This window comes from Nibribacter ruber (assembly GCF_009913235.1).
In the GTDB taxonomy this organism is placed as follows: Bacteria; Bacteroidota; Bacteroidia; order Cytophagales; family Hymenobacteraceae; genus Nibribacter; species Nibribacter ruber.
Genome location: NZ_CP047897.1, coordinates 354175 through 379364, shown reverse-complemented (window position 1 = coordinate 379364; position 25190 = coordinate 354175). Strand labels below are relative to the sequence as shown.

General features: G+C 50.9%; 21 protein-coding genes. 13 read left to right on the top strand and 8 right to left on the bottom strand.

What is annotated here, in order from left to right:
• Positions 1 to 14 precede the first annotated feature (14 nt).
• The 5 genes from GU926_RS01630 to GU926_RS01610 all read right to left on the bottom strand — a co-directional run bounded on the left by GU926_RS01630 (position 15) and on the right by GU926_RS01610 (position 7522).
• Complete coding sequence (locus tag GU926_RS01630) at positions 15 to 392, bottom strand: response regulator (protein ID WP_160688416.1); 378 nt, start codon at positions 390 to 392, stop codon at positions 15 to 17.
• A gap of 18 nt (positions 393 to 410) precedes the next feature.
• A complete protein-coding gene (locus GU926_RS01625) occupies positions 411 to 908 on the bottom strand; it encodes a chemotaxis protein CheW (RefSeq protein ID WP_160688414.1) in 498 nt (165 codons plus the stop codon).
• Positions 908 to 6058: a HAMP domain-containing protein gene (locus tag GU926_RS01620; protein WP_232058398.1), complete on the bottom strand. Its 5151-nt coding sequence runs from the start codon at positions 6056 to 6058 to the stop codon at positions 908 to 910. The genes GU926_RS01625 and GU926_RS01620 overlap by 1 nt, the downstream gene beginning before the upstream one ends.
• Before the next feature lie 117 nt (positions 6059 to 6175).
• Complete coding sequence (locus GU926_RS01615) at positions 6176 to 6925, bottom strand: ParA family protein (protein ID WP_160688412.1); 750 nt, start codon at positions 6923 to 6925, stop codon at positions 6176 to 6178.
• A 105-nt stretch (positions 6926 to 7030) separates the two neighbouring features.
• Positions 7031 to 7522, bottom strand: coding sequence for a SixA phosphatase family protein (locus tag GU926_RS01610; RefSeq protein ID WP_160688410.1), 492 nt, complete (start codon positions 7520 to 7522; stop codon positions 7031 to 7033).
• 154 nt (positions 7523 to 7676) lie between these two features.
• Here GU926_RS01610 and topA point away from each other — a divergent pair, with 154 nt between their 5' ends.
• Both topA and GU926_RS01600 read left to right on the top strand, forming a co-directional pair.
• Positions 7677 to 10130 (top strand): type I DNA topoisomerase, encoded by a 2454-nt coding sequence (gene topA, locus GU926_RS01605; protein ID WP_160688408.1) that lies wholly within the window; start codon positions 7677 to 7679, stop codon positions 10128 to 10130.
• A 155-nt stretch (positions 10131 to 10285) separates the two neighbouring features.
• Positions 10286 to 10984, top strand: a complete 699-nt coding sequence (locus tag GU926_RS01600) for an SIR2 family NAD-dependent protein deacylase (protein WP_160688406.1) — start codon at positions 10286 to 10288, stop codon at positions 10982 to 10984.
• Between the two features lie 74 nt (positions 10985 to 11058).
• On the opposite strand, the gene menC is transcribed toward GU926_RS01600, so the two are convergent.
• Positions 11059 to 12135 carry an o-succinylbenzoate synthase gene (gene menC / locus GU926_RS01595; protein WP_160688404.1) on the bottom strand — a complete coding sequence of 359 codons (1077 nt, stop codon included), beginning with the start codon at positions 12133 to 12135 and terminating at the stop codon, positions 11059 to 11061.
• Between the two features lie 77 nt (positions 12136 to 12212).
• Here menC and egtB point away from each other — a divergent pair, with 77 nt between their 5' ends.
• From egtB to GU926_RS01570, 5 genes are all read left to right on the top strand, one after another.
• Positions 12213 to 13505 (top strand): ergothioneine biosynthesis protein EgtB, encoded by a 1293-nt coding sequence (gene egtB / locus GU926_RS01590; RefSeq protein ID WP_160688402.1) that lies wholly within the window; start codon positions 12213 to 12215, stop codon positions 13503 to 13505.
• A 7-nt stretch (positions 13506 to 13512) separates the two neighbouring features.
• A complete protein-coding gene (gene egtD / locus GU926_RS01585) occupies positions 13513 to 14517 on the top strand; it encodes an L-histidine N(alpha)-methyltransferase (protein WP_160688400.1) in 1005 nt (334 codons plus the stop codon).
• Positions 14518 to 14699: 182 nt separating this feature from the next.
• Positions 14700 to 15794: a pyridoxal phosphate-dependent aminotransferase gene (locus GU926_RS01580; RefSeq protein ID WP_160688398.1), complete on the top strand. Its 1095-nt coding sequence runs from the start codon at positions 14700 to 14702 to the stop codon at positions 15792 to 15794.
• 283 nt (positions 15795 to 16077) lie between these two features.
• Complete coding sequence (locus tag GU926_RS01575) at positions 16078 to 17412, top strand: MATE family efflux transporter (protein ID WP_317165609.1); 1335 nt, start codon at positions 16078 to 16080, stop codon at positions 17410 to 17412.
• Between the two features lie 56 nt (positions 17413 to 17468).
• On the top strand, positions 17469 to 18020 hold the full coding sequence (locus GU926_RS01570) for a DUF922 domain-containing protein (RefSeq protein WP_160688396.1): 552 nt from the start codon (positions 17469 to 17471) through the stop codon (positions 18018 to 18020).
• A 37-nt stretch (positions 18021 to 18057) separates the two neighbouring features.
• On the opposite strand, the gene GU926_RS01565 is transcribed toward GU926_RS01570, so the two are convergent.
• Positions 18058 to 19602: an FAD-dependent oxidoreductase gene (locus GU926_RS01565; RefSeq protein WP_160688394.1), complete on the bottom strand. Its 1545-nt coding sequence runs from the start codon at positions 19600 to 19602 to the stop codon at positions 18058 to 18060.
• A gap of 139 nt (positions 19603 to 19741) precedes the next feature.
• Between GU926_RS01565 and GU926_RS01560 the strand changes: the two genes are divergently transcribed.
• A complete protein-coding gene (locus GU926_RS01560) occupies positions 19742 to 20080 on the top strand; it encodes a tRNA-binding protein (RefSeq protein ID WP_160688392.1) in 339 nt (112 codons plus the stop codon).
• Between the two features lie 177 nt (positions 20081 to 20257).
• Here the strand turns inward: GU926_RS01560 and GU926_RS01555 are convergent, their stop codons facing one another.
• Complete coding sequence (locus GU926_RS01555) at positions 20258 to 20707, bottom strand: DUF4296 domain-containing protein (RefSeq protein ID WP_160688390.1); 450 nt, start codon at positions 20705 to 20707, stop codon at positions 20258 to 20260.
• A 54-nt stretch (positions 20708 to 20761) separates the two neighbouring features.
• On the opposite strand from GU926_RS01555, the gene GU926_RS01550 reads away from it, so the two are divergent.
• The 5 genes from GU926_RS01550 to GU926_RS01530 all read left to right on the top strand — a co-directional run bounded on the left by GU926_RS01550 (position 20762) and on the right by GU926_RS01530 (position 24975).
• On the top strand, positions 20762 to 21643 hold the full coding sequence (locus tag GU926_RS01550; RefSeq protein ID WP_160688388.1) for a DUF58 domain-containing protein: 882 nt from the start codon (positions 20762 to 20764) through the stop codon (positions 21641 to 21643).
• Between the two features lie 212 nt (positions 21644 to 21855).
• Complete coding sequence (locus GU926_RS01545) at positions 21856 to 22746, top strand: hypothetical protein (RefSeq protein WP_160688386.1); 891 nt, start codon at positions 21856 to 21858, stop codon at positions 22744 to 22746.
• Positions 22727 to 23776, top strand: a complete 1050-nt coding sequence (locus GU926_RS01540) for a VWA domain-containing protein (protein WP_160688384.1) — start codon at positions 22727 to 22729, stop codon at positions 23774 to 23776. Before GU926_RS01545 ends, GU926_RS01540 begins: the two co-directional genes overlap by 20 nt.
• 122 nt (positions 23777 to 23898) lie before the next feature.
• Positions 23899 to 24591 carry a YggS family pyridoxal phosphate-dependent enzyme gene (locus tag GU926_RS01535; protein WP_160688382.1) on the top strand — a complete coding sequence of 231 codons (693 nt, stop codon included), beginning with the start codon at positions 23899 to 23901 and terminating at the stop codon, positions 24589 to 24591.
• A 3-nt stretch (positions 24592 to 24594) separates the two neighbouring features.
• Complete coding sequence (locus GU926_RS01530; protein ID WP_160688380.1) at positions 24595 to 24975, top strand: DUF423 domain-containing protein; 381 nt, start codon at positions 24595 to 24597, stop codon at positions 24973 to 24975.
• The last annotated feature ends 215 nt before the right edge of the window (positions 24976 to 25190 follow it).

The window sequence follows — 25190 nt, the reverse complement described above, 5'->3', positions numbered from 1 at the left end:
AAAGAGACCGAAAACTATTCCTGAAAGGCCTGGTTAAGGGCTTCCAATACTTTGTCTTCAGAGAAAGGCTTTACAATATAAGTTAAGGCACCATACTCAGTGGCCTCATTCACAATCACTTCCTGGCCTACGGCACTTACAATGATCACCTTAATGTCTGGGTTATCCTGTTTGATTCCTTTTAGAACATCCAGCCCGGTGTTGTCTGGCAAGATCACGTCTAAGGTCACCAAATCCGGAATTTTTTCTTTGGCCATTTCCAGCGCAGTCTTACCGTCTGGCGCCTCGCCCACTACGTCATATCCTGCGTCTAGCAACATGTTTTTTAACATGGTGCGCATGTAGAAAGAGTCATCTACAATCAGTATTCTTTTTTTCTCAGTGATTTCCATAAGGGTGTGTTTAAAACGTTAGGCTCTCAGTTCCATGATTTCATCTGAGGTAAGGATCTTAAAGATGTCCAGCACAATGATGAGGCGGTTGTCAATCTTTCCTATTCCCTCAATGAAATTCTCATTGATGTTGATGTCCTGTATAAAAGAAGGTGCTTTGTCAATGCTAGACACGGGCAAAGTGAGGGACTGAGGCACTTCTTTTACAATGAATCCCAAGGTATAATCCTTCGCCTCTATGACCAGGGTGTAGGTATGGCGTTCTGGAGAAATGGAGCGCTCCACCTGGAAGCGCTCCTCTAAATCCATAATGGCCAAAATATCACCTCTAATGTTGGCCACCCCTTTGATAAAAGACGGAGTCTTGGGCATGCGGGTGATTTCTGGGGTAATGGTTACCTCCTTCACCTGCTCAATGCGCACTCCAAACTCTTCCGTACCAAGCTTGAAGACAATCAGGTGCACCATGGGTTCTACCACGGGGTCCTTCTTCTCGCGGGCGTTCTGTACCTCCATTACTCTTGTCCTCTACTTTTACCTGCTTTTCTGGTGGCCTTCTTCAAGAGTTCTTCCTCCTCTGCGCTGTCTGGTGTAAAGCTGCGTTTTCTGGCTGGTACCGGGGTCAACTTGCGCTGATTCCGGTTAGGAAATACCAGGTTACCATTGATCAGCTTGAAGGCCGAAATACCCAATTGTAAGTCGTCCGCAATGTCATTTAGGCGCTGGCTGGACGTAGTCAGTTCTTGCATGGAAGCCGACAGTTGCTTGGCCGTGCTAGCTACCTGCTGGGTACCAGAGGCTGTTTGCTCGGCAATGGCTACCACTTCTTCCACGTACTTTACAACGTCACCAATAGAGGATTTCTGAACCTCAGTAGACACCAAGATGTCCTGGGCACTGCGAAGCGTTTCACCACTGGAAGTTGCAATGTTCTTAAAGGCACCTGACGCTTCAAACGTAGCGTTCTTTCCTTTCAATACACGGCCTTCCATGGTCGCGATCGCCGCCGCAGCAGAAGAGGTATCTTTTTTCACGTCCTCTACCAGAATGGCAATCTCACTCGCAGACTTGCGTGAGCCCTCAGCCAGTTTTCTGATCTCTTCGGCTACTACCGCGAAACCTCTACCTGCTTCACCGGCTCTAGCCGCCTCAATGGCTGCGTTCAAAGCAAGCAAGTTGGTTTGAGCCGCAATGTCAGTGATCACACCCAATGACTTAGAGATCTCCTGGCTGCGTGTGCTCAATACTTCAATGGTTTTAGCGGTAAGCGCTGCAGAAGATGAAATCTCTTCCATGTTCTTCACCACTTCAGCTACTGTTTTCAGACCCAACTGAGAAGTTTCCTCACCCATTACCGCTGAACGGTTCACCACATCTGCCTTATTAGCGGTTTCTTTGGTGGCCTTCATGATTTCTTCAATCAGTTTGAAGGCTTGGTCTGTTTTCAATGCTTGGTTCTGCGCACCCTCTGCCATTTGTTGCATAGAGAGAGCTACATCTACCGTTACTCTGTTCATCTCAAGACCCTTGGCGGCCATATCTTCTGAAGAGCTTCCTACAATGAGTGAGCTTTCATTGATTTCACCTAATAGGGCGTTCAAGTTATCTACCGCCAAGTTCAAGGCATTTGACATGGCCAGGATGTCACCAGCGGTATGAATTTCTACTTTCTGGGTTAAATCACCTTCAGAGATGGCGCGTACTACTCTGGATACTTCCAGAACCGGCGTCACGATGGACTCTAACAGATCATTCAAAGTATCTACTAGTTCTTTCCAGCTTCCAGATACACCGCTTACTGTGGCACGCTCAGTCAGTTTGCCTTCCACACCCGCAACTCTGGCCACCCGGCTAACTTCACCCGCTAAGCGGTTCAAGTCTTCCACCATGCTGTTGATGGTGTCTGCCAGGTCGGCTAGTTCGCCTTTGGCTTGTAACGTCAGTTTCTGAGTTAAGTCACCTTTAGATACCGCAGTTACTACTTTCACAATACCGCGTACCTGCGTGGTCAGGTTGGAGGCCATTACGTTCACATTGTCGGTGAGGTCTTTCCATACCCCGCCAATGTTCGGCACTTTGGCTTGTCCGCCCAGTTTTCCCTCGGTACCTACTTCCAACGCCACACGGGTTACCTCACCCGCGAAGATGTTTAGAGAGTCCACCATTCTATTGATGTTCTCTTTCAGCTCTAAGAGCTCTCCTTTTACATCTACCGTCACTTTCTGGCTCAGGTCACCTTTTGCTACGCCAATCGCAACTTTTGCAATGTCACGTACCTGAGAAGTTAAGTTGGCGGCCATGGTGTTCACGTTGTCGGTCAGCTCTTTCCAAGTACCACGTACTTTCGGAACATTCGCCTGACCGCCTAGCTTACCCTCAGTACCCACTTCACGGGCCACGCGGGTTACCTCATCCGCAAAAATGTTAAGGCTGTCCACCATCTGGTTCAGGTTTTCTTTCAGCTCCAGGATTTCGCCTTTAACTTCAACCGTCACTTTCTGGCTCAAGTCGCCACGGGCTACCGCGGTGGCTACCTTGGCAATATCACGTACCTGGCCGGTCAACTGGCTGGCCATGTAGTTTACGTTCTCGGTTAATTCTTTCCAGGTTCCGCCTACGTTTGGCACAGATGCTTGCGCTCCCAGTTTACCTTCGGTACCCACTTCGCGGGCTACTCTGGTTACCTCATCACCAAACACGTTAAGGGAGTCTACCATCTGGTTCAGGATGTTCTTCAGCTCCAGGATTTCACCCTTCACGTTCACCGTCATCTTCTGGCTCAAGTCACCCTTCGCCACCGCGGTTGCCACGTTGGCAATGTCACGCACTTGCAGCGTTAGATTGGACGCCATGTAGTTCACATTGTCTGTGAGGTCTTTCCAAACCCCGCCTACGTTCGGTACACTGGCCTGACCGCCTAGTTTTCCTTCAGTACCCACTTCCAGCGCTACGCGGGTTACTTCCCCGGCAAACACATTGAGCGAGTCTACCATTTGGTTCAGGATGTTCTTGAGTTCAAGGATTTCGCCTCTTACCTCAACGGTCATTTTCTGACCCAAGTCTCCTTTTGCCACGGCGGTTGCTACGTTGGCAATATCCCTTACCTGATGAGTCAGGTTGGAGGCCATGTAGTTCACGTTGTCCGTCAGGTCTTTCCATACACCGCCCACGTTTGGAACCGATGCCTGGCCACCTAATTTACCTTCTGTACCCACCTCCAATGCCACACGGGTTACCTCACCCGCGAAGATGTTCAAACTGTCCACCATCTGGTTCAGGATGTTCTTCAGCTCCAGGATTTCACCCTTCACGTTCACCGTCATCTTCTGGCTCAGGTCACCCTTCGCCACCGCGGTTGCCACGTTGGCAATATCACGAACTTGCAGCGTCAAATTAGAGGCCATAGAGTTAACATTGTCAGTCAACATCTTCCAGGTCCCAGCCACGTTTGGCACATTAGCCTGACCGCCCAAGATTCCTTCGGTTCCTACCTCCAATGCCACACGGGTTACCTCACCCGCAAATGTGTTGAGCGAGTCTACCATTTGGTTCAGGATATCCTTCAATTGAAGAATCTCACCCTTCACGTTCACGGTCATTTTCTGGCTCAGGTCACCTTTCGCCACCGCGGTCGCCACGTTGGCGATGTCACGCACTTGCAGTGTCAGGTTGGAGGCCATCGAGTTCACGTTGTCGGTGAGGTCTTTCCAAACCCCGCCTACATTTGGAACATTCGCCTGACCGCCCAAGATACCCTCGGTACCCACTTCACGAGCAACACGGGTTACCTCGTCAGCGAAGATATTCAAGGAGTCCACCATCTGGTTCAGGTTGTCTTTCAGCTCAAGGATTTCTCCTTTTACCTCAACCGTCATTTTCTGGCCTAAGTCTCCTTTTGCTACCGCAGTTGCTACGTTGGCTATATCACGTACTTGCAGCGTCAAATTAGACGCCATGTAGTTTACATTATCTGTTAGGGCTTTCCAGGTACCGGCTACGTTTGGTACGTTGGCCTGACCACCTAGAATACCCTCGGTGCCTACCTCTCTTGCCACACGGGTTACCTCATCCGCGAAGATGTTAAGGCTGTCCACCATCTGGTTCAAGTTGTCCTTCAGCTCAGCTAACTCACCGCGTACATTCACGGTGATTTTCTGGCTCAAGTCACCTTTTGCTACCGCGGTTGCTACGTTGGCAATGTCACGTACTTGTAGGGTCAGGTTACCGGCCATGGTGTTCACATTGTCTGTCAACTCCTTCCAGGTACCACCTACGTTTGGCACGCTTGCCTGTCCGCCTAGTTTACCTTCGGTACCCACTTCACGCGCCACACGGGTTACTTCGTCTGCGAAGATGTTGAGGGAGTCCACCATCTGGTTAATGATGTCCTTCAGGTCAGCAATCTCACCGCGCACGTTAACTGTAATCTTCTGGCTCAGGTCGCCTTTCGCAACAGCGGTGGCCACGTTCGCTATGTCACGCAGCTGGCTAGTCAAATTGCTAGCCATAGTGTTCACGTTGTCTGTCAGTTCTTTCCAGGTACCGCCCACGTTAGGTACACGGGCCTGGCCACCTAGTTTACCTTCAGTACCCACTTCACGGGCCACTCTGGTTACCTCATCACCGAAGATGTTCAAAGAGTCCACCATTTGGTTAATGTTCTCTTTCAACTGCAACATTTCCCCTTTCAGGTCCACGGTTACTTTCTGGGTCAGGTTACCTTGTGCTACCGCGGTGGTTACCTTGGCAATGTCCCGTACCTGAGAGGTAAGGTTAGACGCCATCGCGTTTACATTGTCAGTAAGCTCTTTCCAGATACCAGCAACGTTCGGAACAGATGCCTGCCCACCCAGTCTACCCTCGGTACCTACCTCAAGTGCCACACGAGTTACCTCACCGGCAAATAGGTTTAGGTTATCAATGGTACGGTTGATGGTTTCGGCCATGACCTTGAAGTCACCAGACACCGGAATCTGGAACGTCTCATCCAGGTTACCCCGGGAGATGTTCTTCAATACCTTGCCTACCTCCAATACCGGAACGGCGATGGAGTCCACCAAACCGTTGATATTGTTAATCATGTCTTTCCAGAAACCAGAGGCATTCTCAGCAGAGGCACGGGCTTTCAGATTACCCTCTACCCCGGCTACTTTAGAGATACGGGAAACCTCACCACCTACACCACCAATCATCTCCACCATGGAATTGTAGGCTTCGGCTATCTCTGAGAAGATGTCATTATTCTGTTTGGTTAACCTTACAGAGACGTCACCTTTCTTAAACGCGTCTAACGCGTACAAGACGCGGTTCAACTGCTCATTGATGTAATCATTGTCTTGCAGCTGGTACTGGAGCCTAGGCGTATTACTACGCCTGGCCTGATCCGCCTGCACTAACGGCACTGCCAATAAGGGAACATCCTCCATCCTCTCCTTCTCATCGTCTCCTGCACCAGAATCAGAAAGGAAATCATCAGAGGAAGTGTCAAGAGAATCGGGCGCATCAGAAGCGGCAGGAGTTGGCTCCTCTACCGGCGCTGGTGCGGGCGTCTCTTCTACTCCTTCAGTCGACGAGGTTTCTGCGGCAGGTTTCGCTGCAGACTTCTCGGCCTCTGACTTCCCAATCAACTTGTCCTTATTGAGTTTTAAGTTTTTACCTAAAGCCATTGTATATTGTGATTGTAGAGCGTTGTTACGTGCTTTGGCAATTGCTTGCCGTTTTATAGGGTTTACTGCTTAGTTAAGCTATGCAATATAGTAATAAATAGAATTCAAGAACGGTGCTTACTTGGCGGCCAGGTATTCTTTTGCCAGACCCAGATAATCTTTGGCCCCGTTAGAGGCTGAATCATAGTCCAGTACACTCTTACCAAAGGAGGGCGCCTCTGCCAACTTCACGTTCAGCCTTATGCGCTGTTTAAAAATACGCTCCTCCACGTTGTCCTGCAGGTACTCTTCAATCTCCAGGCTCAGCTTGCGGCGTTTGTCATACATGACCACCACTATGCCTTTCACTTTCAATGCAGGATTGAGCGTACTCTTTATCTGTTTCACCGTATTCAAAATCTGTCCAAGGCCCTGGAGCGTCAGCACTTCCATCTGAAGCGGAATAATCACCTCATGCGAGGCCGTGAGCGCATTAACCGTTAACAGGGAAAGCGACGGTGGGCAGTCAATCAAGATGTAGTCAAAGCCTTTGGTTTCCTGCAACATGCTCTGCAAGAATTGCTCACGGCTCTCCTGACCTACCAACGATATTTCCACGTCCACCAGTTCATTTGAACCAGGTGCCACCTGCAGCCCATCACACTCTTGCAGAATGTCTGGCAGGCTATGCTGCCCGGTGAACACGTCTGCCAGCGTGCGTTCTGGCTCTGTAAGGCCCAAGGAATAAGACAAGTTGGCTTGAGGGTCTAAATCGATCAACAGCACGCGCTTTCCCAGCTTTTGGAGAGCGCTCCCAAGGTTTATGGTGGTGGTGGTTTTGCCCGTGCCGCCTTTTTGGTTGATGACCGATACGATAGTTGCTGCCATAGGTTACAAGAAAATCAAAAAATATTTTTCTGCCGTTGAAACGGTTAAAGCTACAAATTAAAATGGCGCTAATTTCCGTTTTTAGCCTGTTTTCTGGAAAATACCCTAAAAACGAGGTACTGGCGCCAGGAACCTGTCTGTGACCGAAAAACTATTTCTCAGCCCATCAGTCACCGCCTCTTTTTGTGAGGTCAATACCAACACGGTGGCAGGAGAAAAACTGACGCGCCGGTTGGTGAGGGCTTGGGCCAAATAGCCAATGGTGGGATTATGACCCACAAATAATAAAGTCTGCACAGAGGCGTCTGCCGTTTCCAACAAATGCAGGAGGTCAGACTCCTCTCCATCGTAAATATCTCGCTCCGTCTGGACGGGAACAGAATTGCCAAGCCCCGCTAAAACTCCGGCCAGGGTAGATTGCGTACGTACCGCCGGACTGCACAACACTAGGTCTGGGGTGAGTTGCTGCTGCTTGAGCCAGAGGCCGGCGGCCAGGGCCTGCTCCTGTCCTTGCAAGGTGAGTTCGCGTTCTAAATCTGTCTGGCCGGGAACTTTATCCAGCGTGATTGCGTGCCTCATTAACAGTAGTTGTCTCATAGCGCCTGGGTTTAGCTTCAAAACTTTTTTACTGCCCTAAGGTATATGGTTTTGCGCTCTTCTAATAAGCATCTTCCCCAGTAGTGCTTGCATTGTCTCAAAATTTTACGTCATCTTTGAAAAATTTTTGGGCCCCGCCCACCTCCTTCTATATATGATAAAGAACTTAGTAATTGTGGAGTCCCCGGCCAAAGCCAAGACCATTGAAGGGTACCTGGGCAAAGATTTCGTGGTTAAATCTAGCTTCGGGCACGTGCGGGACCTCCCCAAGGACAACAATGCCATAGATATCAAAAACGGCTTCAAACCCACCTACGTGGTGTCTCCAGACAAGCGCGAAGTCATCTCCAGTCTGAAAAAGCTCGCCAAGGAGGCCGAAACGGTTTGGCTGGCATCGGATGAGGACCGTGAGGGAGAAGCCATTTCTTGGCATCTGGCCGAAGCCCTGAACCTGAATGAGGCCAAGACGCGCCGCATCGTGTTCCGGGAGATTACCAAGAACGCCATCCTCAACGCCATTGACAACCCCCGCACCATAGACATCAACCTGGTAAACGCTCAGCAAGCAAGACGCGTGCTGGACCGTCTGGTGGGTTTTGAATTGAGTCCGGTGCTTTGGAAGAAGATAAAAACCGGTCTATCTGCCGGGCGTGTTCAATCTGTAGCGGTACGTTTTGTAGTAGAGCGCGAACGTGAGATTGAGCGCTTCAAGTCTGAGTCTGCCTTTAAAGTGGTGGCCATTTTTGACGTGGCCGGCAAGCGCCTGGAGGCTGAGTTGAACACCCGCTTTAAAACCCGTGAGCAGGCCGAGGACTTCTTGAACCGCAACATTGGGGCTTCTTATACTATTGACAGCCTAGAGAAAAAGCCAACCAAGCGTAGCCCAGCCGCTCCGTTTACCACGTCTACCCTACAGCAGGAAGCCAGCCGCAAGCTGTATTTCTCGGTGGCCCAGACCATGCAAGTGGCCCAACGCCTGTACGAAGCCGGTAAGATTTCCTACATGCGTACCGACTCCGTGAACTTGTCACAGGACGCTATGGCCGCTGCTGCCGCAGAGATTGCGCGCAGCTTTGGCGACAACTTCGTCAAAACCAGACAATACAAAACCAAAAACAAATCAGCGCAGGAGGCCCACGAATCCATCCGGCCTACAGACTTTGCCGCGCTCAAAGCCAGCGATGACCGCAACGAGCAACGCCTGTATGATTTAATCAGAAAGCGCGCCATTGCCTCGCAGATGGCCGATGCTGAGATTGAGAAAACCACCGCCGTCATCTCCATCTCCGGTCAACCAGAAAAGCTGGTAGCTACTGGTGAAGTGGTGAAGTTTGAAGGTTTCTTGAAAGTGTATGCTGAGTCTACCGATGACGAGGAACTAAGCGACGAAGAAACCCAGGGCATGCTTCCTCCTTTGAAAGAAGGTCAAACTTTGAACTTGCAACGCCTGCAGGCCACCGAGCGCTACAGCCGTCCGGCGCCACGTTACACAGAAGCTAGTTTGGTGAAGAAGTTAGAGGAAATGGGTATTGGTAGACCATCTACCTACGCGCCTACCATCTCTACCATCCAGAAACGCGGCTACGTAGAAAAAGACAATAGAGAAGGCAAAGAAAGACCATACCAAATCCTGTCTTTGGAGAACGGCGAGATCAAGGCCATGACTAAAACCGAGATGGCAGGCGCCGAGAAAGCCAAGCTCTTCCCTACAGACATTGCCATGGTGGTGACCGACTTTCTAGTAGCCCACTTCCCCAGCATCATTGACTATTCTTTCACCGCCAAGGTAGAGGAAGAGTTTGACCAGATTGCCATGGGTAACAAGGAGTGGGACAAGATGTTAGATGTATTCTACTCAAGTTTCCATGGAACCATTGAAGCCTCTGCAGACATTGAACGCGCCAGCGTAAGCGGAGCCCGTGAACTGGGCCTTGACCCTGTCTCTGGCAAGATGATGGTAGCCAAGTTAGGACGCTTCGGGCCGTACGTGCAGCTAGGTGAGGAGAACGAGGAAACCGGCGAAAAACCGGTTTATGCCAGCCTTAGGAAAGGAATGTTCCTGGAGTCTATTACGGTAGAGCAGGCCCAGGAATTGTTCAAATTACCGCGCGTGGTGGGCACCTATGAAGAGAAGGACATGAAAGCCGCCATCGGGCGTTTCGGGCCTTATATTCAGCACAACAGTAAGTTCTACTCGCTGCCCAAAACCATGGATCCTTTGCTCATCTCTGAGGCCGAAGCCATTGAGCTGATTGACGCCAAACGCAAATCGGACGCCGAGAAGATGATCAAAACCTTCCCCGAAAATCCAGAGGTGACCGTCTTGAACGGACGCTTTGGGCCGTACATATGCGTGGGCAAAAAGAACGTCAAAATCCCGAAGGGACAGGAACCGGCAGAACTTACCTTAGAGCAATGCCTGGAACTGGCGGCCAACACCCCCGATAAGCCAGCCCGAGGCGGTTTCAAGAAGAAAGCTGACCCAGCCGCGGCCGCAGATGCTCCAAAGAAGACCGCCGCCAAAAAGCCAGCGGCCAAGAAAGCGCCTGCTAAAAAAGCTACCGGCACCACCGCTAAAAAGGCGGCTCCTAAGAAGAAGGCCAGCTAGGAAGAGATGCTAGTAGTTAGATACTAGATATTAGACTTTATGAACCCCGTTTTTGGGCTGTTTTCTGGAAAACAGCCCAAAAACGGGGTTCATCATTTTAATTACTGTTTCGTATTATATTTCTTAATTGTCTAGCGTCTAATATCTAAATACTAATGTCTAATCAAAAACAAAAAGTAGTAGTCTTAACCGGAGCTGGTATTAGCGCTGAGAGTGGCTTGGCTACGTTCAGGGACGCTGACGGACTTTGGGAAGGGCATGATGTGATGGAAGTGGCCTCGCCGGAAGGTTGGCGCAAGAACCCAGAACTGGTGCTGGAGTTTTATAATCAGCGCCGCAAAAGTGCCTTAGACGTAAAGCCCAACGCGGCGCATCTGGCCCTGGTGAAACTGGAGGAAATGTTTGACGTGCGCATCATCACCCAGAACGTAGATGACCTGCATGAGCGCGCCGGCTCTACCCATATCCTGCACCTTCACGGCAAGTTGTTTGAGAACAGAAGCACCCAGGATTCATCTCTCATTTATCCCGTACAGGGTTGGGAATTGAAACTAGGCGATCTCTGCGAAAAGGGTTCTCAGCTGCGGCCCAACATTGTCTGGTTCGGGGAGCCGGTGCCTTTGATTGAGCAGGCCATAGAAGAAACCATGACCGCTGATTACCTGCTGGTGATTGGCACGTCGTTGCAAGTGTATCCGGCGGCGGGGCTCCTCTCCTACGCTCCCCATGACACGCCCATTTACCTGGTGGACCCCAACACACCCGCCGTCTCGCATAGAAGAAACCTCACCATTCTCAAAGAAAAAGCGACAGAGGGCGTTCCCAAAATAGTGAAGCAATTTCTAGCGTCCTAAAAATTTGGTTTCACAGTAAACACTATCCCCGTTTTTAGCCTCTTTTCCAGAAAAAAGGCCAAAAACGACCCTTCTTACGTGGGCAGCTCCCAGTGCTTGTCTTTAGCATACCAAAGCTCTTGGCCTCTAATTTCCAGCGGTGATTCTAGTTTGTTATGGTACAGTTGCCCGGTTCCCAGTCCCTGGGGTAAGGGGTTTTGAAAACTGGCGGCAAACTGGGCAATGGCATTCAACCCGATGTTGGATTCCAGCGCCGAGGTCATCCACCAACGCAGACCCAGAGAATCAGCTACTTGTACCCACTCGCGGCTGCCGCTCAACCCGCCAGCCAGCGTGGGTTTTATGATGATGTAGGCCGGCTGCAGGCTGTGCAGCAAATTCCACTTTTCCTCCTGGCCGGTAATACCAATCAATTCTTCGTCCAGGGCAATGGCAATAGGCGACTCTAGACAAAATTTGCGCATTTCTGGGTGCTGTCCCTGCCGGATGGGTTGTTCAATGGAATGGATGTCAAACCGGGCCAATTGGTCTAATTTTTTCAAGGCGTCCTGGGGAGAAAAAGCGCCGTTGGCATCTAGGCGAAGTTCCAGTTCCTGAGGGCTTGCCATGCTTCTGATTTCCTCTAGAATGTTCAGTTCTTGGTCAAAGTCCAAACCGCCAATCTTCAGTTTAAGGCAATTGAAACCCTGCGCCAATTTTTTTTCAATCTGCTCGCGCATGAAGGCGGCATCGCCCATCCAGACCAAACCATTGATGGGAATGCCGGCCTCAGACTGAGAGAAAGCGTTTTTATACAACTGGAAATTACCCCCGCGCATATAGTCTACAAACGCCGTCTCAAACGCAAAATTGATGGAGGGCCACTTCTCCAGACTTTTCCAGAAGGCAAACCCTTTCTCGTCTTCATAATTGTCGCTTTCCAGGGCGTTGTACTGGTGACATAGTTGTTGCAGGAAGGGAAAGAACTCTGGGGTGAAATCGGGGCTCAGGCCGGGCAACGGGGAACATTCGCCCCAACCCTGCTTGGTTGGTTGATCTGTATGGTGCACGCGCAGGTAATGGGCCTGGTGGGTTTGCATGGCACCGCGCGAGGTACGGGCATCAAATTTAAACTGCAGCGTTCTTTGAAAGGGGGTCAGGACAAAGGGCATAATCACGTATTTGGCGGGATGAAGTTAAAACCTTTCAGGCAATAATTAGTTTATGAAGACCTGAACCTTTACAAACCATGGTAACGCCCCCTATTGGTCACTCTGCCGCGCTCTTGGCCCGTTTCCAGACCATCCGGAAACAGACGGAAAGCCTTTGCGCCCCGCTCACCCCCGAAGATACCGTCATGCAGCCCATGGTAGACGTAAGTCCGCCTAAGTGGCATCTGGGGCATACTACCTGGTTTTTTGAGACCTTCCTGCTCAAGCCACATCTGCCGGCCTATACAGAGTTTCATGCGCAGTACGCGTTCTTGTTCAACTCCTACTACAACACCTTGGGCAGCCGCGTCAACCGTGCAGAGCGGGGCACCTTGTCCAGGCCTCCGTTGGCCGAGGTGCTGGCCTACCGGCAGCACGTGAACCAGGCCATGGAAACGCTGCTGCAAAGTGAATTGTCAGAAAAACAAGCAGATCTGGCGGCGTTGATAGAACTGGGCCTCCAGCATGAGCAGCAGCACCAGGAACTGTTAATTACAGACATCAAATACATCTTGTCCTGCAACCCTCTGCTGCCAGAATACCTACCAGAGGAAAGCCCCGTTTCTGGTCCAATTTCAGGAAAACAGCCTAAAAACGAATGGGTGACCGTACCGGAAGGCCTGTATACCATAGGCCACCAGGGAGACGGCTTCTGTTTTGACAATGAGCTAAACCCACACCAGGTATTTCTTGCTGAGTTCAAGGCCCGTGCCTGGCTGGTGACCAACCAGGAGTTCCTTCAATTCATGGAGGCAGGCGGCTATGAGAACTTCGTCTATTGGCTCGCCGAGGGCTGGGACCTGGTGCAGCAACAGCAGTGGCAGGCTCCATTGTACTGGGTGCAGCAAGACGGCCACTGGTACCACTACACCTTACACGGCCTGCAACAAGTAGACCTGCAAGCGCCGGTCACTCACATTAGCTTTTATGAAGCGCTGGCCTATGCCAACTGGAGCGGCCACCGCCTCTTAACCGAGTTTGAGTGGGAAGCCCTGGCCCAACTGCACGCGGGCACACCCGCCGCCGGAAACTTTCTGGAATCGCGGCGTATGCAGCCCCAGGCGGCGTGTCTGGCAGATGAAAATTTTGCGGTGGCGCAGCTGCTGGGAGATGCCTGGGAATGGACCTACAGCGCCTATTTACCGTATCCTGGGTTTACAACGGCTCCCGGGGCAGTGGGTGAGTACAACGGCAAGTTCATGATCAACCAAATGGTCTTGCGCGGCGGCTCCTGCGCCACGCCCCAGAGCCACATAAGAACTACCTACCGAAATTTCTTTCACGCAGACAAACGCTGGCAGTTTACCGGCATCCGGCTGGCGCAGAGATAAACAACCTATGACACAACGCACCATCACTTCAGATACTCAACTTGTCAACCTGCTCTCAGAAGAAGTTTCCGCAGACTCTGGCCTGGGCCAGGACGTATTCCAGGGACTAGGCAAAACGCCTAAAAAACTGTCATCCAGGTTCTTCTATGACGCCAAAGGGAGCCAGCTGTTCCAACAGATCATGAAGCTGCCCGAGTATTACCTCACCAAACTGGAGTTCAGCATCTTAAAGGAGCAGCGCAAGGAGATTTTGTATGCCTTTGGTACGCAGGAGCCGTTCCAACTGGTGGACCTGGGCGCCGGAGATGCCTATAAAACCAAATTATTGCTGCAGGAACTGGTGGCCCAGAAAACAGATTTCACGTTTGTGCCCGTAGACATTTCGCCGGAGCAGTTAAAAGAGTTATTGGAAGACCTCTCCCTGCGCTTTCCGAGCCTGCCCGTCACCGCCTTGGCCGCCGAATATTTCACGGGTCTGCAGTGGCTGCAAAAGCATTCCGCGCGCAAACTAATCTTGTTTTTGGGGTCCAACTTAGGAAATTTCAATCCAGACGATGCCCAGGAATTCCTTTGCCAACTCAGAAAGCTCTTGCAACCCCAGGACCGCTTCCTGCTGGGCATTGATTTGAGAAAAGATCCAGAGAAAATAAGACAAGCCTATGACGATGCCGCCGGCGTGACGGCTGCCTTCAACCTTAACCTGTTGCACCGCATCAACAAAGAACTGCAGGCAAATTTTGAGGTGGACCAGTTTCAGCACTTCGCGGAATATGACCCCGTGGGCGGCACCATGCGCAGCTATCTGGTCAGCAAGCAGGCGCAGGAAGTGTATGTGGGCGCCCTGGACCAGACGTTTTCGTTTGAGCCCTGGGAAACCATCCACACTGAAAACTCTTACAAATATTCTTTGCGGCAGATCAAGGAAATGGCGCTCACGTGCGGCCTGGCCATTGATGACATTTTCACCGACCACAGCCACTGCTTCGCCAATGTCTTGCTAAGACCGGTTTAATTGCTGATTGTTGTTGACTTCGGGTCGTTTTTGGGCTATTTCCTGGAAAAGTAGCCAAAAACGGAATTCTATTTTTGTCAGTGATTAAAGTTTAGCACCCATTGCGTTAAATTGCCGCAGGGTCATCGCTGCATCACCTGGCCTCAACAATGAGCAATTAGCAAAACCAACAATCAAAAACTATGGACCAGATTCCAATGCATTTGGGCGTTTCGCACTTTTCTACGCCGGCGGTGGCCGTGGAAGGCCTTCAGGAAGCGCTGCTCCAGAACGATACTTTTTATGGTCCCACAGAGGGCACCATGAGCCTTCGCCAGGCCGTTGCCAAACGGTACTTGGAGGAAGACGGAATTCCACTTCCTGAGTCTCAAGTACTCATCACTGCGGGTGCCAAACATGCCATCCATTTGTACCTGCAAAGCCTGTTGCAACCACAGGACCAGGTAGTGATGCTGGCTCCTTATTGGTTTGCGTTTCCAGACTTGATTTCGCTGAGCGGTGGAGAGTTGGTTTCTATTCCCGCCAACCCACAAGAAGGCTACGCCCTACCGTTAGAGGCCTTGAAAGCAGCAATTACGCCGCAAACTAAGTTGCTTATTCTGAGTAACCCTGGTAACCCCACCGGCAAAGTCTACACGCAGGAAGAACTACAGAAAGTGGCCCATCTCCTGGAAGAGCATCCAAACTTGCATGTCTTGTCTGATGAGATTTATGATGGTTTGCAGTATGAGACGCCGCCTTTTAGCATGCTACGGTTTGAGCATTTGAGAGACCGCATCTCGGTGGTGAACGGCTTCTCCAAATCCTTTGCCATGTCTGGCTGGCGGGTAGGGTACCTCATTGCACCTTTTGAGATTTTGGAACGTGCCACGGCCCTCCAGCTGAAAACCATTTCGGGGGTTTCTCCCCTCACCCAGGCAGCCGCGGTCCAGGCCATGGAACACCGCCAGCAGATCTGGCAATCTTTCAAAGAAGATCTGGCTCCCAAGCGCCAAAGGGTACAAGAAGCACTGGCCCAAATTCCAGCTCTTTCCTACACAACACCCGACGCCGGCTATTACTTTACCTTAGACGTTTCTGCCTGTCTCCAAGAAATGAATTCAAATTCACTTTACAAGACGGTAGAGGAATGGGCATCGGGGCTCAAGAACCAAGTGGGTCTAGAAGTTCTGCCTGCTACCAACATGGGCATGCCCGGCGCGGTCCGGATGTCCTTCGCCTTACCAGACCACATCCTGGAAAGCGCCCTTCTCCGCCTGAAGGCTTTTGTAATTTGAAGTTGAGAAGGTTTGAAGATGAGGCATTGTGAAGGCAAGTAGACAAAAGGCTGAATTTACCTAAACTATCTTTCGTTTCTGGCCTGTTTTCTGGAAAACAGACCAAAAACGAAACGTTCCTAGATAAACCATATCATTTCCAAAACCACCCATTTTCAAATTTTCAAATTTCCAAATCTCTTCATCTACGCAATGTCACATCCTCAGATCTAGAAAGACAAATGTCCGAGGTGGCTTGGGGAAATAGCTGTAGTTTTGCGGTTCATTCCATTTCTATTACTTCGTGATATTTTCTGCACAGTACCGGCACCATTACAAAGCCACTTTTCTTTTAGCGTTCCCGGTGGTATTGAGCCAGCTGGGTCATATTCTGGTATCAGTGGCAGACAGTATCATGGCGGGCCGCATTGGCACCTTGCAACTAGCCGCCGCCTCCTTGGGCAACAGTATCTTCACCATCGTGCTGGTGTTTGGGCTGGGAATCTCTTATAGCATGACGCCGCTGGTGGCCCGCGCCGACGGTCGTAAAAACCACACCCGCATTGCGTTGATTTTGTTGAACGGGCTGGTACTCAACACCCTCATAGGTGTGTTTCTATTCCTTGTCTTCTACGGCCTCTCACCGCTCATTCATTACTTGAAGCAACCGCTGGATGTGGTGAAACTGACCATTCCATACGTGAACATCCTGTTCCTAAGCATGGTCCCGCTCATGGTGTTTCAGGCGTTCAAGCAGTTTGCCGAAGGCTTGTCCCTGACCCGGCAGTCCATGTACATTTCCATCTTCGCCAACGTCCTCAACGTGGGCCTCAACTACGTATTGATTTACGGCAAGCTGGGCATGCCGGCCTTGGGTTTGAACGGCGCCGCCTGGGCTACCCTAATTTCCAGAGTGGTGATGGCGCTTATGATGGGAGGCTATGTACTTACCTTCCAACGATTTGCCAAATACAGAAGCTATCTTTCCAAACAACACCTTTCCTGGGCGCACATGCTCACCATGCTCAAGATCGGCTTCCCTATTTCTTTGCAAATGATTTTTGAAATGGGAGCCTTCAGCTTCTCTGCCGTTATGATTGGCTGGGTGGGTGCCACGCAATTGGCTGCTCACCAAATTGCATTAAACGTGGCTTCTGTCACCTATATGATGGCCAGCGGAATCTCAGCGGCGGCTACCATTAGAGTTGGCAAACTTCGGGGCTCAGGAGATGTGCACGGGGTGCACACCGCCGGGTACAGCAGCATGATCATGGGCGCGCTTTTCATGGCGGGCACGGGCGTGCTCATCATTCTGGCCAAAGAGTTGATTCCTGCCTTTTATGTGAAAGACATAGTAGTACAGGCGCTGGCTTCTAAACTCCTTATCATTGCGGCCCTCTTCCAGATTTCTGACGGTGTGCAGGTGGTGGCTTTGGGAGCTTTGCGGGGCTTGGAAGATGTACGGGTGCCCAGCATGATTTCCTTGTTTTCTTACTGGCTTATTGCCCTGCCTATTGGCTACACTCTGGGGTTTGTGTTTGACATGGGTGCCATGGGCATCTGGACGGGTTTGTTGACAGGTTTGTCCATAGCGGCGTTACTTTTATTTTTCCGTTTCCGTAAATTCAGTCCGGCGTAAGTTTCTTCTGCTTTTTTGAAACTTGCGGCGGTACGGTTCTTGTTACGGTCACATCTATGTCAATATCCATACTATCCCTGTGGTGGAGCATGCTATTTTTGGTGCCTACCCTTCCTACTGAACCTGTAATCAATACCGCCGTTGCATCAGACATTCTGTGGGCTCCTCAAAAACGCCTTTCCTGGGATGATTTTGCCGGGGAACCCGCCTCCAACAACAACCACCATGCCCTTACTTCTACCAACATGGAGATGAAGGTGAAGTGCGAGAACAACCAACTCAAGTTCAAGGTAGACGCCGTTTTCAACCCTAAGGAGTCCTGGACCCGCAACCGCGAGTCGCATGCCTTGTTGGCCCATGAGCAGCTGCACTTTGACATCACAGAACTGCACGCCCGGCAATTGCGCAAGAAACTGGCTACCCTGCCCAACCCCTGCACCAGAGGCGCCGCCGACCTGAACAAGTACGCCAACCTGGCCTTTGAAGCGTGGCACAAAGAAGAAGACCTGTATGACCGTGAGAGCAAGCATGGCCTGGAAAAAACCATACAGCAAGAATGGCAAGCCTCTGTACAAGCCCGACTGAAAGCGCTGGATGCCTATAAATAAAAAAGAAGCCTGCTTTACGGAGCAGGCTTCTTTTTTATTATTCCTTCACGTTGTCCAAGTCCCGGATGGCCGGCCCGGCAATCACCTTTCCATGTGGGTCAAACCTGGAACCGTGGCACGGACAGTCCCAGGACATTTCTGAGTGGTTCCAGTCTACAATACAACCCAGGTGGGTGCAGACCGCCGAGCATTCGGTGCGTTTACCGTTTTCATCACAATACACCGCTACTTTGCTGGCGCCGCGCTGTACCACTTTGCCGGTGCCGGGGGCTATTTCTTCTTCGTCTTTGGCTCCCGGTTTCACCCAGTCTACGTATTGTGCCGCCACGTTCAGGTTTTCCTTCAGGAACTCCTTGGCCGTCTCTACAGAAATGGTCACTCTGCCGGGGTCATACAGTTTCTCCCAAGGATTGGCTTTGCCCTGAATCAAGTCTGAAATGAGTATGCCGGCAATGGTGCCGTGGGTCATGCCATGACCAGAGTCGCCGGTGGCGATGTACACATTCTTGGTATCACCGGGGTTGCGACCAATATAAGCCATGAAATCCACCGGTTCCATCACCTGGCCAGACCATTTAAAGACCGTGTCCTGCACCATCGGGAATTTCTTTCGGGCCCATTCTTCCAGGCAGGCGTAACGTTCGTTTTCATCGGTGTCTGACTGTCCAGTTTTATGGTCTTCGCCGCCCACTATCAAAATCTGGGAATCCTCTTTCTCCTCACCGGCCACAGAGCCCAGGCGCACATAATGATACGGGTCAGAATCGTCCCAATACAAGGCCGTGGGCACGCTGTTTTTGGGTATGCGCATGCCCACTACGTAAGTGCGGTACGGGGCCTGTTTGGTGTGCATGGTCACAAAGTCATTCACCGGAGTGTTGGTGCAGACCACCAGATGATTCGCCGACACCGAGTAGCCTGCATCTGTAGTCACTCTGGTCACGTTGCCGCTCTCAAACTTCTGGACGTGGCTGTGGGTGAAGATGAGGCCGTCATGGTCTATGATGTACTGGGCCAGTTTCCAGAGGTATTTGATGGGATGGAACTGCCCTTGGTCCGGAAACTGGAGGCAGGGTCCCTCGCTCACGGTTTCTACAGGGCAACGCTTGAGTTTGACCACGTCTTTAATACCTAGCTGTTGGCAGGCTTCCAATTCCTGGTCTAGCTGGTCTTCAGTGTCATTAGCGCCCAGAAAAAGGTAGCCGGGCAGCCGGGTAAAGTCACAGTCAATCTTCTCATCTTTGATGATTTTCTCAATCATGTTGATGGCGTCGCGGTGGCTCTCATAGGCCAGCTTGGCGTTGGTAGTGCCCAAGACGCTTTTTATTTTACTAAACCGGTCATCCAGAGCCCAAGAAAGGTGCGCAGTGGTTCGGCTGGTCTCGCCGCCGCAAATATCGCCGGCATCCAGAACTACTACTCTTTTGCCCGCTTTGGTAAGCATGTAGGCGGTGGTGAGCCCGGCAATACCAGCACCTACCACGCAGACATCAGTGGTGAGGTTTTCAGTAAGCGAAGAGGTGGCCGGCATGACAACGCCTGGCTGCCAGACAGACAAAGTGGTACCCGTGTTGTTTTTCATAGTTTGTAGGAATGGTGTGAAAATAAGCTACAGCCTTTGCCCTAGCTGTTTAAACGTACGAGGCCTGAACTATGAGAGTTTTTGGTTGGCCGGCCTTGCCTCCTTGTCCCTAGCGCTTAACTTGCCACCAAAAAATCTTATGCAGGAGCACATTACCTGGGACCAGTTCATGGCCGTGGAGCTAAGAGTGGGAACCATTGTACAGGCAGAACCTTTCCCCGAGGCCCGCAAACCCGCTTACAAACTTTGGGTGGACCTGGGCGAACTGGGCGTGAAAAAATCCAGCGCACAGATTACGCATCATTACACGTTAGAAGAATTGGTAGGCAGACAGGTGTTGTGCGTGACCAACTTCCCAACCAAGCAGATAGGCCCTTGGCGCTCAGAAGTCTTGGTGACCGGATTTGAAGATGCCGAAAAGAAGATTGTTCTGGCCCAGCCGCAGCAAGTGGTCCCTAACGGCAGCCGCCTGATCTAAGGTCGTTTTTGGGCTGTTTTACAGAAAAGAAACTAAAAACGGCTTCAGCCCGCAGGAACAAATTCTTTGCGGACTTTTACCACTAAGGCGGTTATAAAGATGATGATGAGAGAAGACTAGCTGCCGCGTTTTTGGGCAGTTTTCCAGGAACTAAGCTAAAAAACAAAACACGATTGGCTAGTAGGAAGAATCAATTTTGAGGCGGGTGCTGTCTAGAGGCACTTCTACCGGCGGGGTGTTTACCGGTGGTTGGCCGGCTTGTGGGTCTTTGATGACTTCGCCGGCTTTGGGCGTGAGTTTGGCCTCCATCAGGCTGAGGCTGTCCAGTACCTTTTCATAGATTCTATCCAGCAGCGCGGGGTTGTCCAGGTAATAATCATAGCTGTGCCGGAAGGAGCTGTCCGTAAGCTGGTGCTTTTTGAGGATTTCCTTTTGCACGTGCTTGAACACCATGCGGGAGGTGTCATACTGCAGGATGGTTCTGCCAATGCGGGCCTCGGCCAGGTGCACGTCTAACAGCACGCTGGTCATCTTGTCTTCAGACACCAGGTCTGCCGGCGTCTTGACCTCAGGCGCACAGCCCAGCAGAACCAGAGACAGCAAAAAGAAGGGCAGACTATTTTTCACGCGGTTGTGGCTAAGATTAGGTAATTTTAACTCGCTGCACAAACCTTCAAAGGCATGAAAGACTTGGTCAGGAAGCTACGAAAGTACGAGATTCAGATAAGAAAGGCAATTGACGCCCAAATGCAGGGCGACTTCAAATCTGTCTTCAAAAGCTCTGGGCTGGAGTTTGACGACGTGCGCGCCTACCAGTACGGCGACGACGTGCGCTCCATAGACTGGAACGTAAGCGCCAAGGGCCATGGTACATTTGTGAAGACCTACCGCGAAGAAAAAGAGCAGAACGTGTTCATTCTCCTGGACGTGTCTGGCTCGCAGGCGCTGGGCGTGCCCGGTCTGCAGAAGATGGACATTGGCAAGGAGATCAGCGGCATTCTGGCCCTGGCCGCCATTAAGCAGGGAAGTCAGTTGGGCATGATCTGTTTCAGTGACACCAAAGAGAAATACCTGAAGCCCGGCAAGGGCAATGAGCACGCTTACTCCATCATCAAAACACTGGCAGAACTGCAACCGGCCTCCAAGAAAACCAACATTGGTGAAGGCATTCGGCTGGCCTTGAACGTGGTCAAACGCAAGAGCATCATGATCCTCATCTCAGACTTCATTGACCTGAGCTATGAGCGCGAGCTGATCATGCTGGCCAAAAAACATGACTTGATTGTGCTGCAGCTCATGGACAAACGTGAGACGGCTTTCCCCAGCCTGGGCATTGTCCCGCTCCTTGACAAAGAAACCGGCAAAACCATCTGGATCAATACATCCTCCAAAGCCTTCAAAGAACGGTACCTCCTGCCCTACGCCGAGAACCAAGAGAAACTGACTAAAATCTGCCGCAAGTACCAAGCCGACTTCCTCCCTATTTTCGTGGACCAGGACTATGCCCCGCAACTGGTCAACCTCTTCAGGGCCCGCAATAAATTCATGAAGCGCAGTTCTTAATGTGGAAATGTGAAGATGTGAAGATGTGAAAATTTGGATATGGGGAATTAGTATGATTGAAAGAGAAGTGAGTTTTTAATAATGATTTAGAAGGTGGCGGTTGGTCGTTTTTGGGCTGTTTTCTGGAAAATAAGCCAAAAACGAAGCAAAAAAGTCTGGTGTCTTGTATCTTGCGTCTTGTGTCTAATCTAAAAAAAGGCTTGTGGGTTTTGATGTGGCTGCTTCCCTTCACGGGGTTAGCCCAGATTCCTACGGTCAAAATGCAGGGATTCTTCTTGCAAGACACGGTAGAAATTGGCCAAACGGTGCGCTACGTGCTGCTTTCTGAACATGCCCCAGAGGCTGAGCTGGTCTTTCCGGACAGTTCCTTCAACTTTTCTCCTTTTGAGCTGGTCCGGAAAGAATTTTTCCCTACCCGCACCAAAGGCCCCAATAGCGTAGATAGCACCATTTACTTGCTCCGCACGTTCAACCTGCGGCCGGTGCAGAAACTTCAGATGTACGCCCGCCTCTTTCTGCAGGGAGATACACTGCAACTCAACACGCTGCCAGACTCTGTTTTTTTGAAGCAACTGGTTTCCATCGTCACAGACCCGCTGCCCCTTCAGTCTAACGTAACCCTGCAGCCCGTGCCCGAGATGTTCAACTACATTTACTGGGGCTTGGGCATCACGGCGGGCCTGGTTTTGATTGGCGGCATCTGGGGACTGTTTGGCAAGCGCATCATCAATCGGTATAAGCTGTACGTGCTTCAGAAATACCAGACCCAGTTTCAGAGCCGGTTCCTGAGCGCTACAGAGCGCTTTAAAAGAACCAGAACCCTGGACCAGCTGGAACGGGGCATCACCCTCTGGAAGAACTACCTCACCAAGCTGGAGGAACAGGAAATCAGTTCATTTACCACCAAGGAAATCACCACCTATTTTGAGGAAGACGAGCGCGTGGGCAATGCCTTGAAAGTCTGTGACCGCGCCATTTACGGCAACATCATTTCTGATGACATCACCGAGGTGACCGATGCCCTCCACCAGTTGTCTGAGTTTGCCGCCCTGCGGTTTGTTATCATAAGAGATTCTCTGCGCAATGTGGCAAACACCCTCTGATTATACCTGGCTCAACGTGAGCTGGTTTAGCTGGCGCACTTGGCAGTCGTTTGACTGGGAGAACCCGGCTTTTCTGTACGCGCTGTTGGCGGTGCCCTTGCTGTTTCTGCTGCGTTGGCTTTTGCACCTGCGCTTCAGGAAGAAGCTGGACGTGGCCCTGTTTGAAGGCAAAGCCAAATGGCACTGGACCAGCACCTTGCGCTACGTACCTGATTTAGTCTTTGGTTTGTTTCTGATGCTGGTATTGGTTGCGCTGGCCCGCCCGCAGAAGACAGATGAAACCATTGAGCAGTATGCCGAGGGCATTGACATTGTCCTGGTCATGGACGTGTCTGGGTCCATGGAACTCACTGATTTTAAGCCCAACCGCCTGGAAGCGGCCAAAAAGGTAGCCTTGCAATTTGTGAACGGCCGCGTGCAGGACAGGATTGGCGTAGTGGTGTTTGCAGGACAAGCCTTCTCCTTGGTGCCCCTCACCACAGACTATACCCTGGTGAAAGAGAGCATTGAAGGCATTGAGCTGAACATGATACCGGAGGATGGTACCGCCATTGGCAGTGCTTTGGCCGTGGCTTTGAACCGGTTGCGGGAGTCTACGGCTAAATCTAAAGTATGCATTTTGATTAGTGACGGGGAGAATACCGCCGGCAGCCTGGACCCAGAATTGGCAGCCCAACTGGCACACGCCTTCCAGGTGAAGTTGTACACGGTGGGCATTGGCCGCGAGGGCACCATCCAGTTGCCACCAGATTCCACCGGCAAGGTAGTGACCGTGCAGACAGGCCTGGAGGAAAAGACGCTTCGGCAGTTGGCATCTCTGTCTGAGGGCCAGTTTTACCGCGCCCAAGACGCCAACACCCTCACCAGCATCTTCAAAAAAATCAACACATTAGAGAAGACCGAAGTAAAGGAAACCCGCTACCGCGACACCAAAGACTATTACCAGGTATATTTGCGCTGGGCCTTCCTGCTGCTCTTGCTCTGGCTCCTGCTTAAGAACACCTTTTTCACCAACGCGTTAGAAGACTAAACTTTGTTAAGATATTAGACGCTAGATTTTAGAAGTTAGATTTTTCTAAAAGTCTTAAAATTGGTTTCTACCTCGATATAAAAGTCTAGTATCTAATGTTTGAAATCTAACATCCCAAAAAAATGTCCATCCAAGAAAGCATACATGAGTTCAATGACCGGTTGAAGGGTTCAAACTGCCAGCTGATTGCGGTGTCTAAGACGCACCCGGTAGAGTTGATCAGAGAGGCCTATGCTGCGGGGCAGCGCGCCTTCGGGGAGAACAAGGCGCAGGAAATGACGGCTAAATCTCCTGAACTTCCTGAAGACGTTGAGTGGCACATGATTGGGCATCTGCAGACCAACAAGGTGAAATACATTGCGTCCTTCGTGCACATGATTCAGTCTGTAGACAGTTTTAAGTTGCTGCAGGAAATTAACAAACAGGCGGCCAAACACAACAGAGTCATCAACTGCCTGCTGCAGTTCTACATAGCCGAAGAAGAAACAAAATTTGGGTTGTCTCTGGAGGAGGCGCAGCAATTGTTGCGGTCTCAGGAATTCAAAACCCTGGAAAACGTGCGCATTTGCGGCGTGATGGGCGTGGCCACCAACACAGACAGCGAAGAAGAACTACAGCACGAGTTCAGGACGCTTAGACACATCTTTGATACCTTGAAACAGGAGTTCTTTGCCCAGCAGGATGACTTTAAGGAGATTTCCATGGGCATGAGTTCAGACTATCAACTGGCCATTGCCGAGGGAAGCACCATGATACGCGTGGGCAGCGCCATCTTCGGGAACAGAAACTATACCACTACACCTTCCAATTCTTAACCTATGTCACCAAAAACCATCCTCCTGCTGGGCGCCTTGATCAGCGGCCTGGGCGTCATGATCGGGGCATTTGGCGCGCACGGCCTAAAAGACATCCTAGCCGCCACCCAACGCACCGACACCTTTGAAACTGCCGTAAAATACCAGATGTACCATGCCCTGGGCTTGTTGCTGGTAGGTATTCTCATGGTGCAGTTTCCGGCTCTCACTGGCATGAAATTCACGGGCATCTGCTTCCTGATCGGCATCCTTATTTTCTCTGGCAGCTTGTACATTCTCAGCGTGACCGGCATTACCTGGCTAGGCGCCATTACGCCAATTGGTGGTTTGTTTATGATTGCCGGTTGGTTGAACTTGGTTTGGATTCTGGCGAAGAATCTTTAATTGCTGATTGTCGGTTGCTGATTGTTGATTGCTAAAATGGATACGCAAATGGCAGCACCGTTTTTAGGCTGATTTCCAGAAAATAGGCTAAAACGAGAACTGCCATATTCTAATCAAACATCTACCACCAGCCTTCAGCAACGAATAATCAGCAACATAAAAACGCCTCTCCTGCTTTGAGCAAGAGAGGCGTTTTTTTGTTGTAACATGGTTAA

What these genes read in the sequence shown, in the direction of transcription:
- GU926_RS01630 (WP_160688416.1), bottom strand. Translation starts at nt 392, where the DNA reads ATGGAAATCACTGAGAAAAAAAGAATACTGATTGTAGATGACTCTTTC.
- GU926_RS01625 (WP_160688414.1), bottom strand. Translation starts at nt 908, where the DNA reads ATGGAGGTACAGAACGCCCGCGAGAAGAAGGACCCCGTGGTAGAACCC.
- GU926_RS01620 (WP_232058398.1), bottom strand. Translation starts at nt 6,058, where the DNA reads ATGGCTTTAGGTAAAAACTTAAAACTCAATAAGGACAAGTTGATTGGG.
- GU926_RS01615 (WP_160688412.1), bottom strand. Translation starts at nt 6,925, where the DNA reads ATGGCAGCAACTATCGTATCGGTCATCAACCAAAAAGGCGGCACGGGC.
- GU926_RS01610 (WP_160688410.1), bottom strand. Translation starts at nt 7,522, where the DNA reads ATGAGACAACTACTGTTAATGAGGCACGCAATCACGCTGGATAAAGTT.
- topA (WP_160688408.1), top strand. Translation starts at nt 7,677, where the DNA reads ATGATAAAGAACTTAGTAATTGTGGAGTCCCCGGCCAAAGCCAAGACC.
- GU926_RS01600 (WP_160688406.1), top strand. Translation starts at nt 10,286, where the DNA reads ATGTCTAATCAAAAACAAAAAGTAGTAGTCTTAACCGGAGCTGGTATT.
- menC (WP_160688404.1), bottom strand. Translation starts at nt 12,135, where the DNA reads ATGCCCTTTGTCCTGACCCCCTTTCAAAGAACGCTGCAGTTTAAATTT.
- egtB (WP_160688402.1), top strand. Translation starts at nt 12,213, where the DNA reads ATGGTAACGCCCCCTATTGGTCACTCTGCCGCGCTCTTGGCCCGTTTC.
- egtD (WP_160688400.1), top strand. Translation starts at nt 13,513, where the DNA reads ATGACACAACGCACCATCACTTCAGATACTCAACTTGTCAACCTGCTC.
- GU926_RS01580 (WP_160688398.1), top strand. Translation starts at nt 14,700, where the DNA reads ATGGACCAGATTCCAATGCATTTGGGCGTTTCGCACTTTTCTACGCCG.
- GU926_RS01570 (WP_160688396.1), top strand. Translation starts at nt 17,469, where the DNA reads ATGTCAATATCCATACTATCCCTGTGGTGGAGCATGCTATTTTTGGTG.
- GU926_RS01565 (WP_160688394.1), bottom strand. Translation starts at nt 19,602, where the DNA reads ATGAAAAACAACACGGGTACCACTTTGTCTGTCTGGCAGCCAGGCGTT.
- GU926_RS01560 (WP_160688392.1), top strand. Translation starts at nt 19,742, where the DNA reads ATGCAGGAGCACATTACCTGGGACCAGTTCATGGCCGTGGAGCTAAGA.
- GU926_RS01550 (WP_160688388.1), top strand. Translation starts at nt 20,762, where the DNA reads ATGAAAGACTTGGTCAGGAAGCTACGAAAGTACGAGATTCAGATAAGA.
- GU926_RS01545 (WP_160688386.1), top strand. Translation starts at nt 21,856, where the DNA reads ATGTGGCTGCTTCCCTTCACGGGGTTAGCCCAGATTCCTACGGTCAAA.
- GU926_RS01540 (WP_160688384.1), top strand. Translation starts at nt 22,727, where the DNA reads ATGTGGCAAACACCCTCTGATTATACCTGGCTCAACGTGAGCTGGTTT.
- GU926_RS01535 (WP_160688382.1), top strand. Translation starts at nt 23,899, where the DNA reads ATGTCCATCCAAGAAAGCATACATGAGTTCAATGACCGGTTGAAGGGT.
- GU926_RS01530 (WP_160688380.1), top strand. Translation starts at nt 24,595, where the DNA reads ATGTCACCAAAAACCATCCTCCTGCTGGGCGCCTTGATCAGCGGCCTG.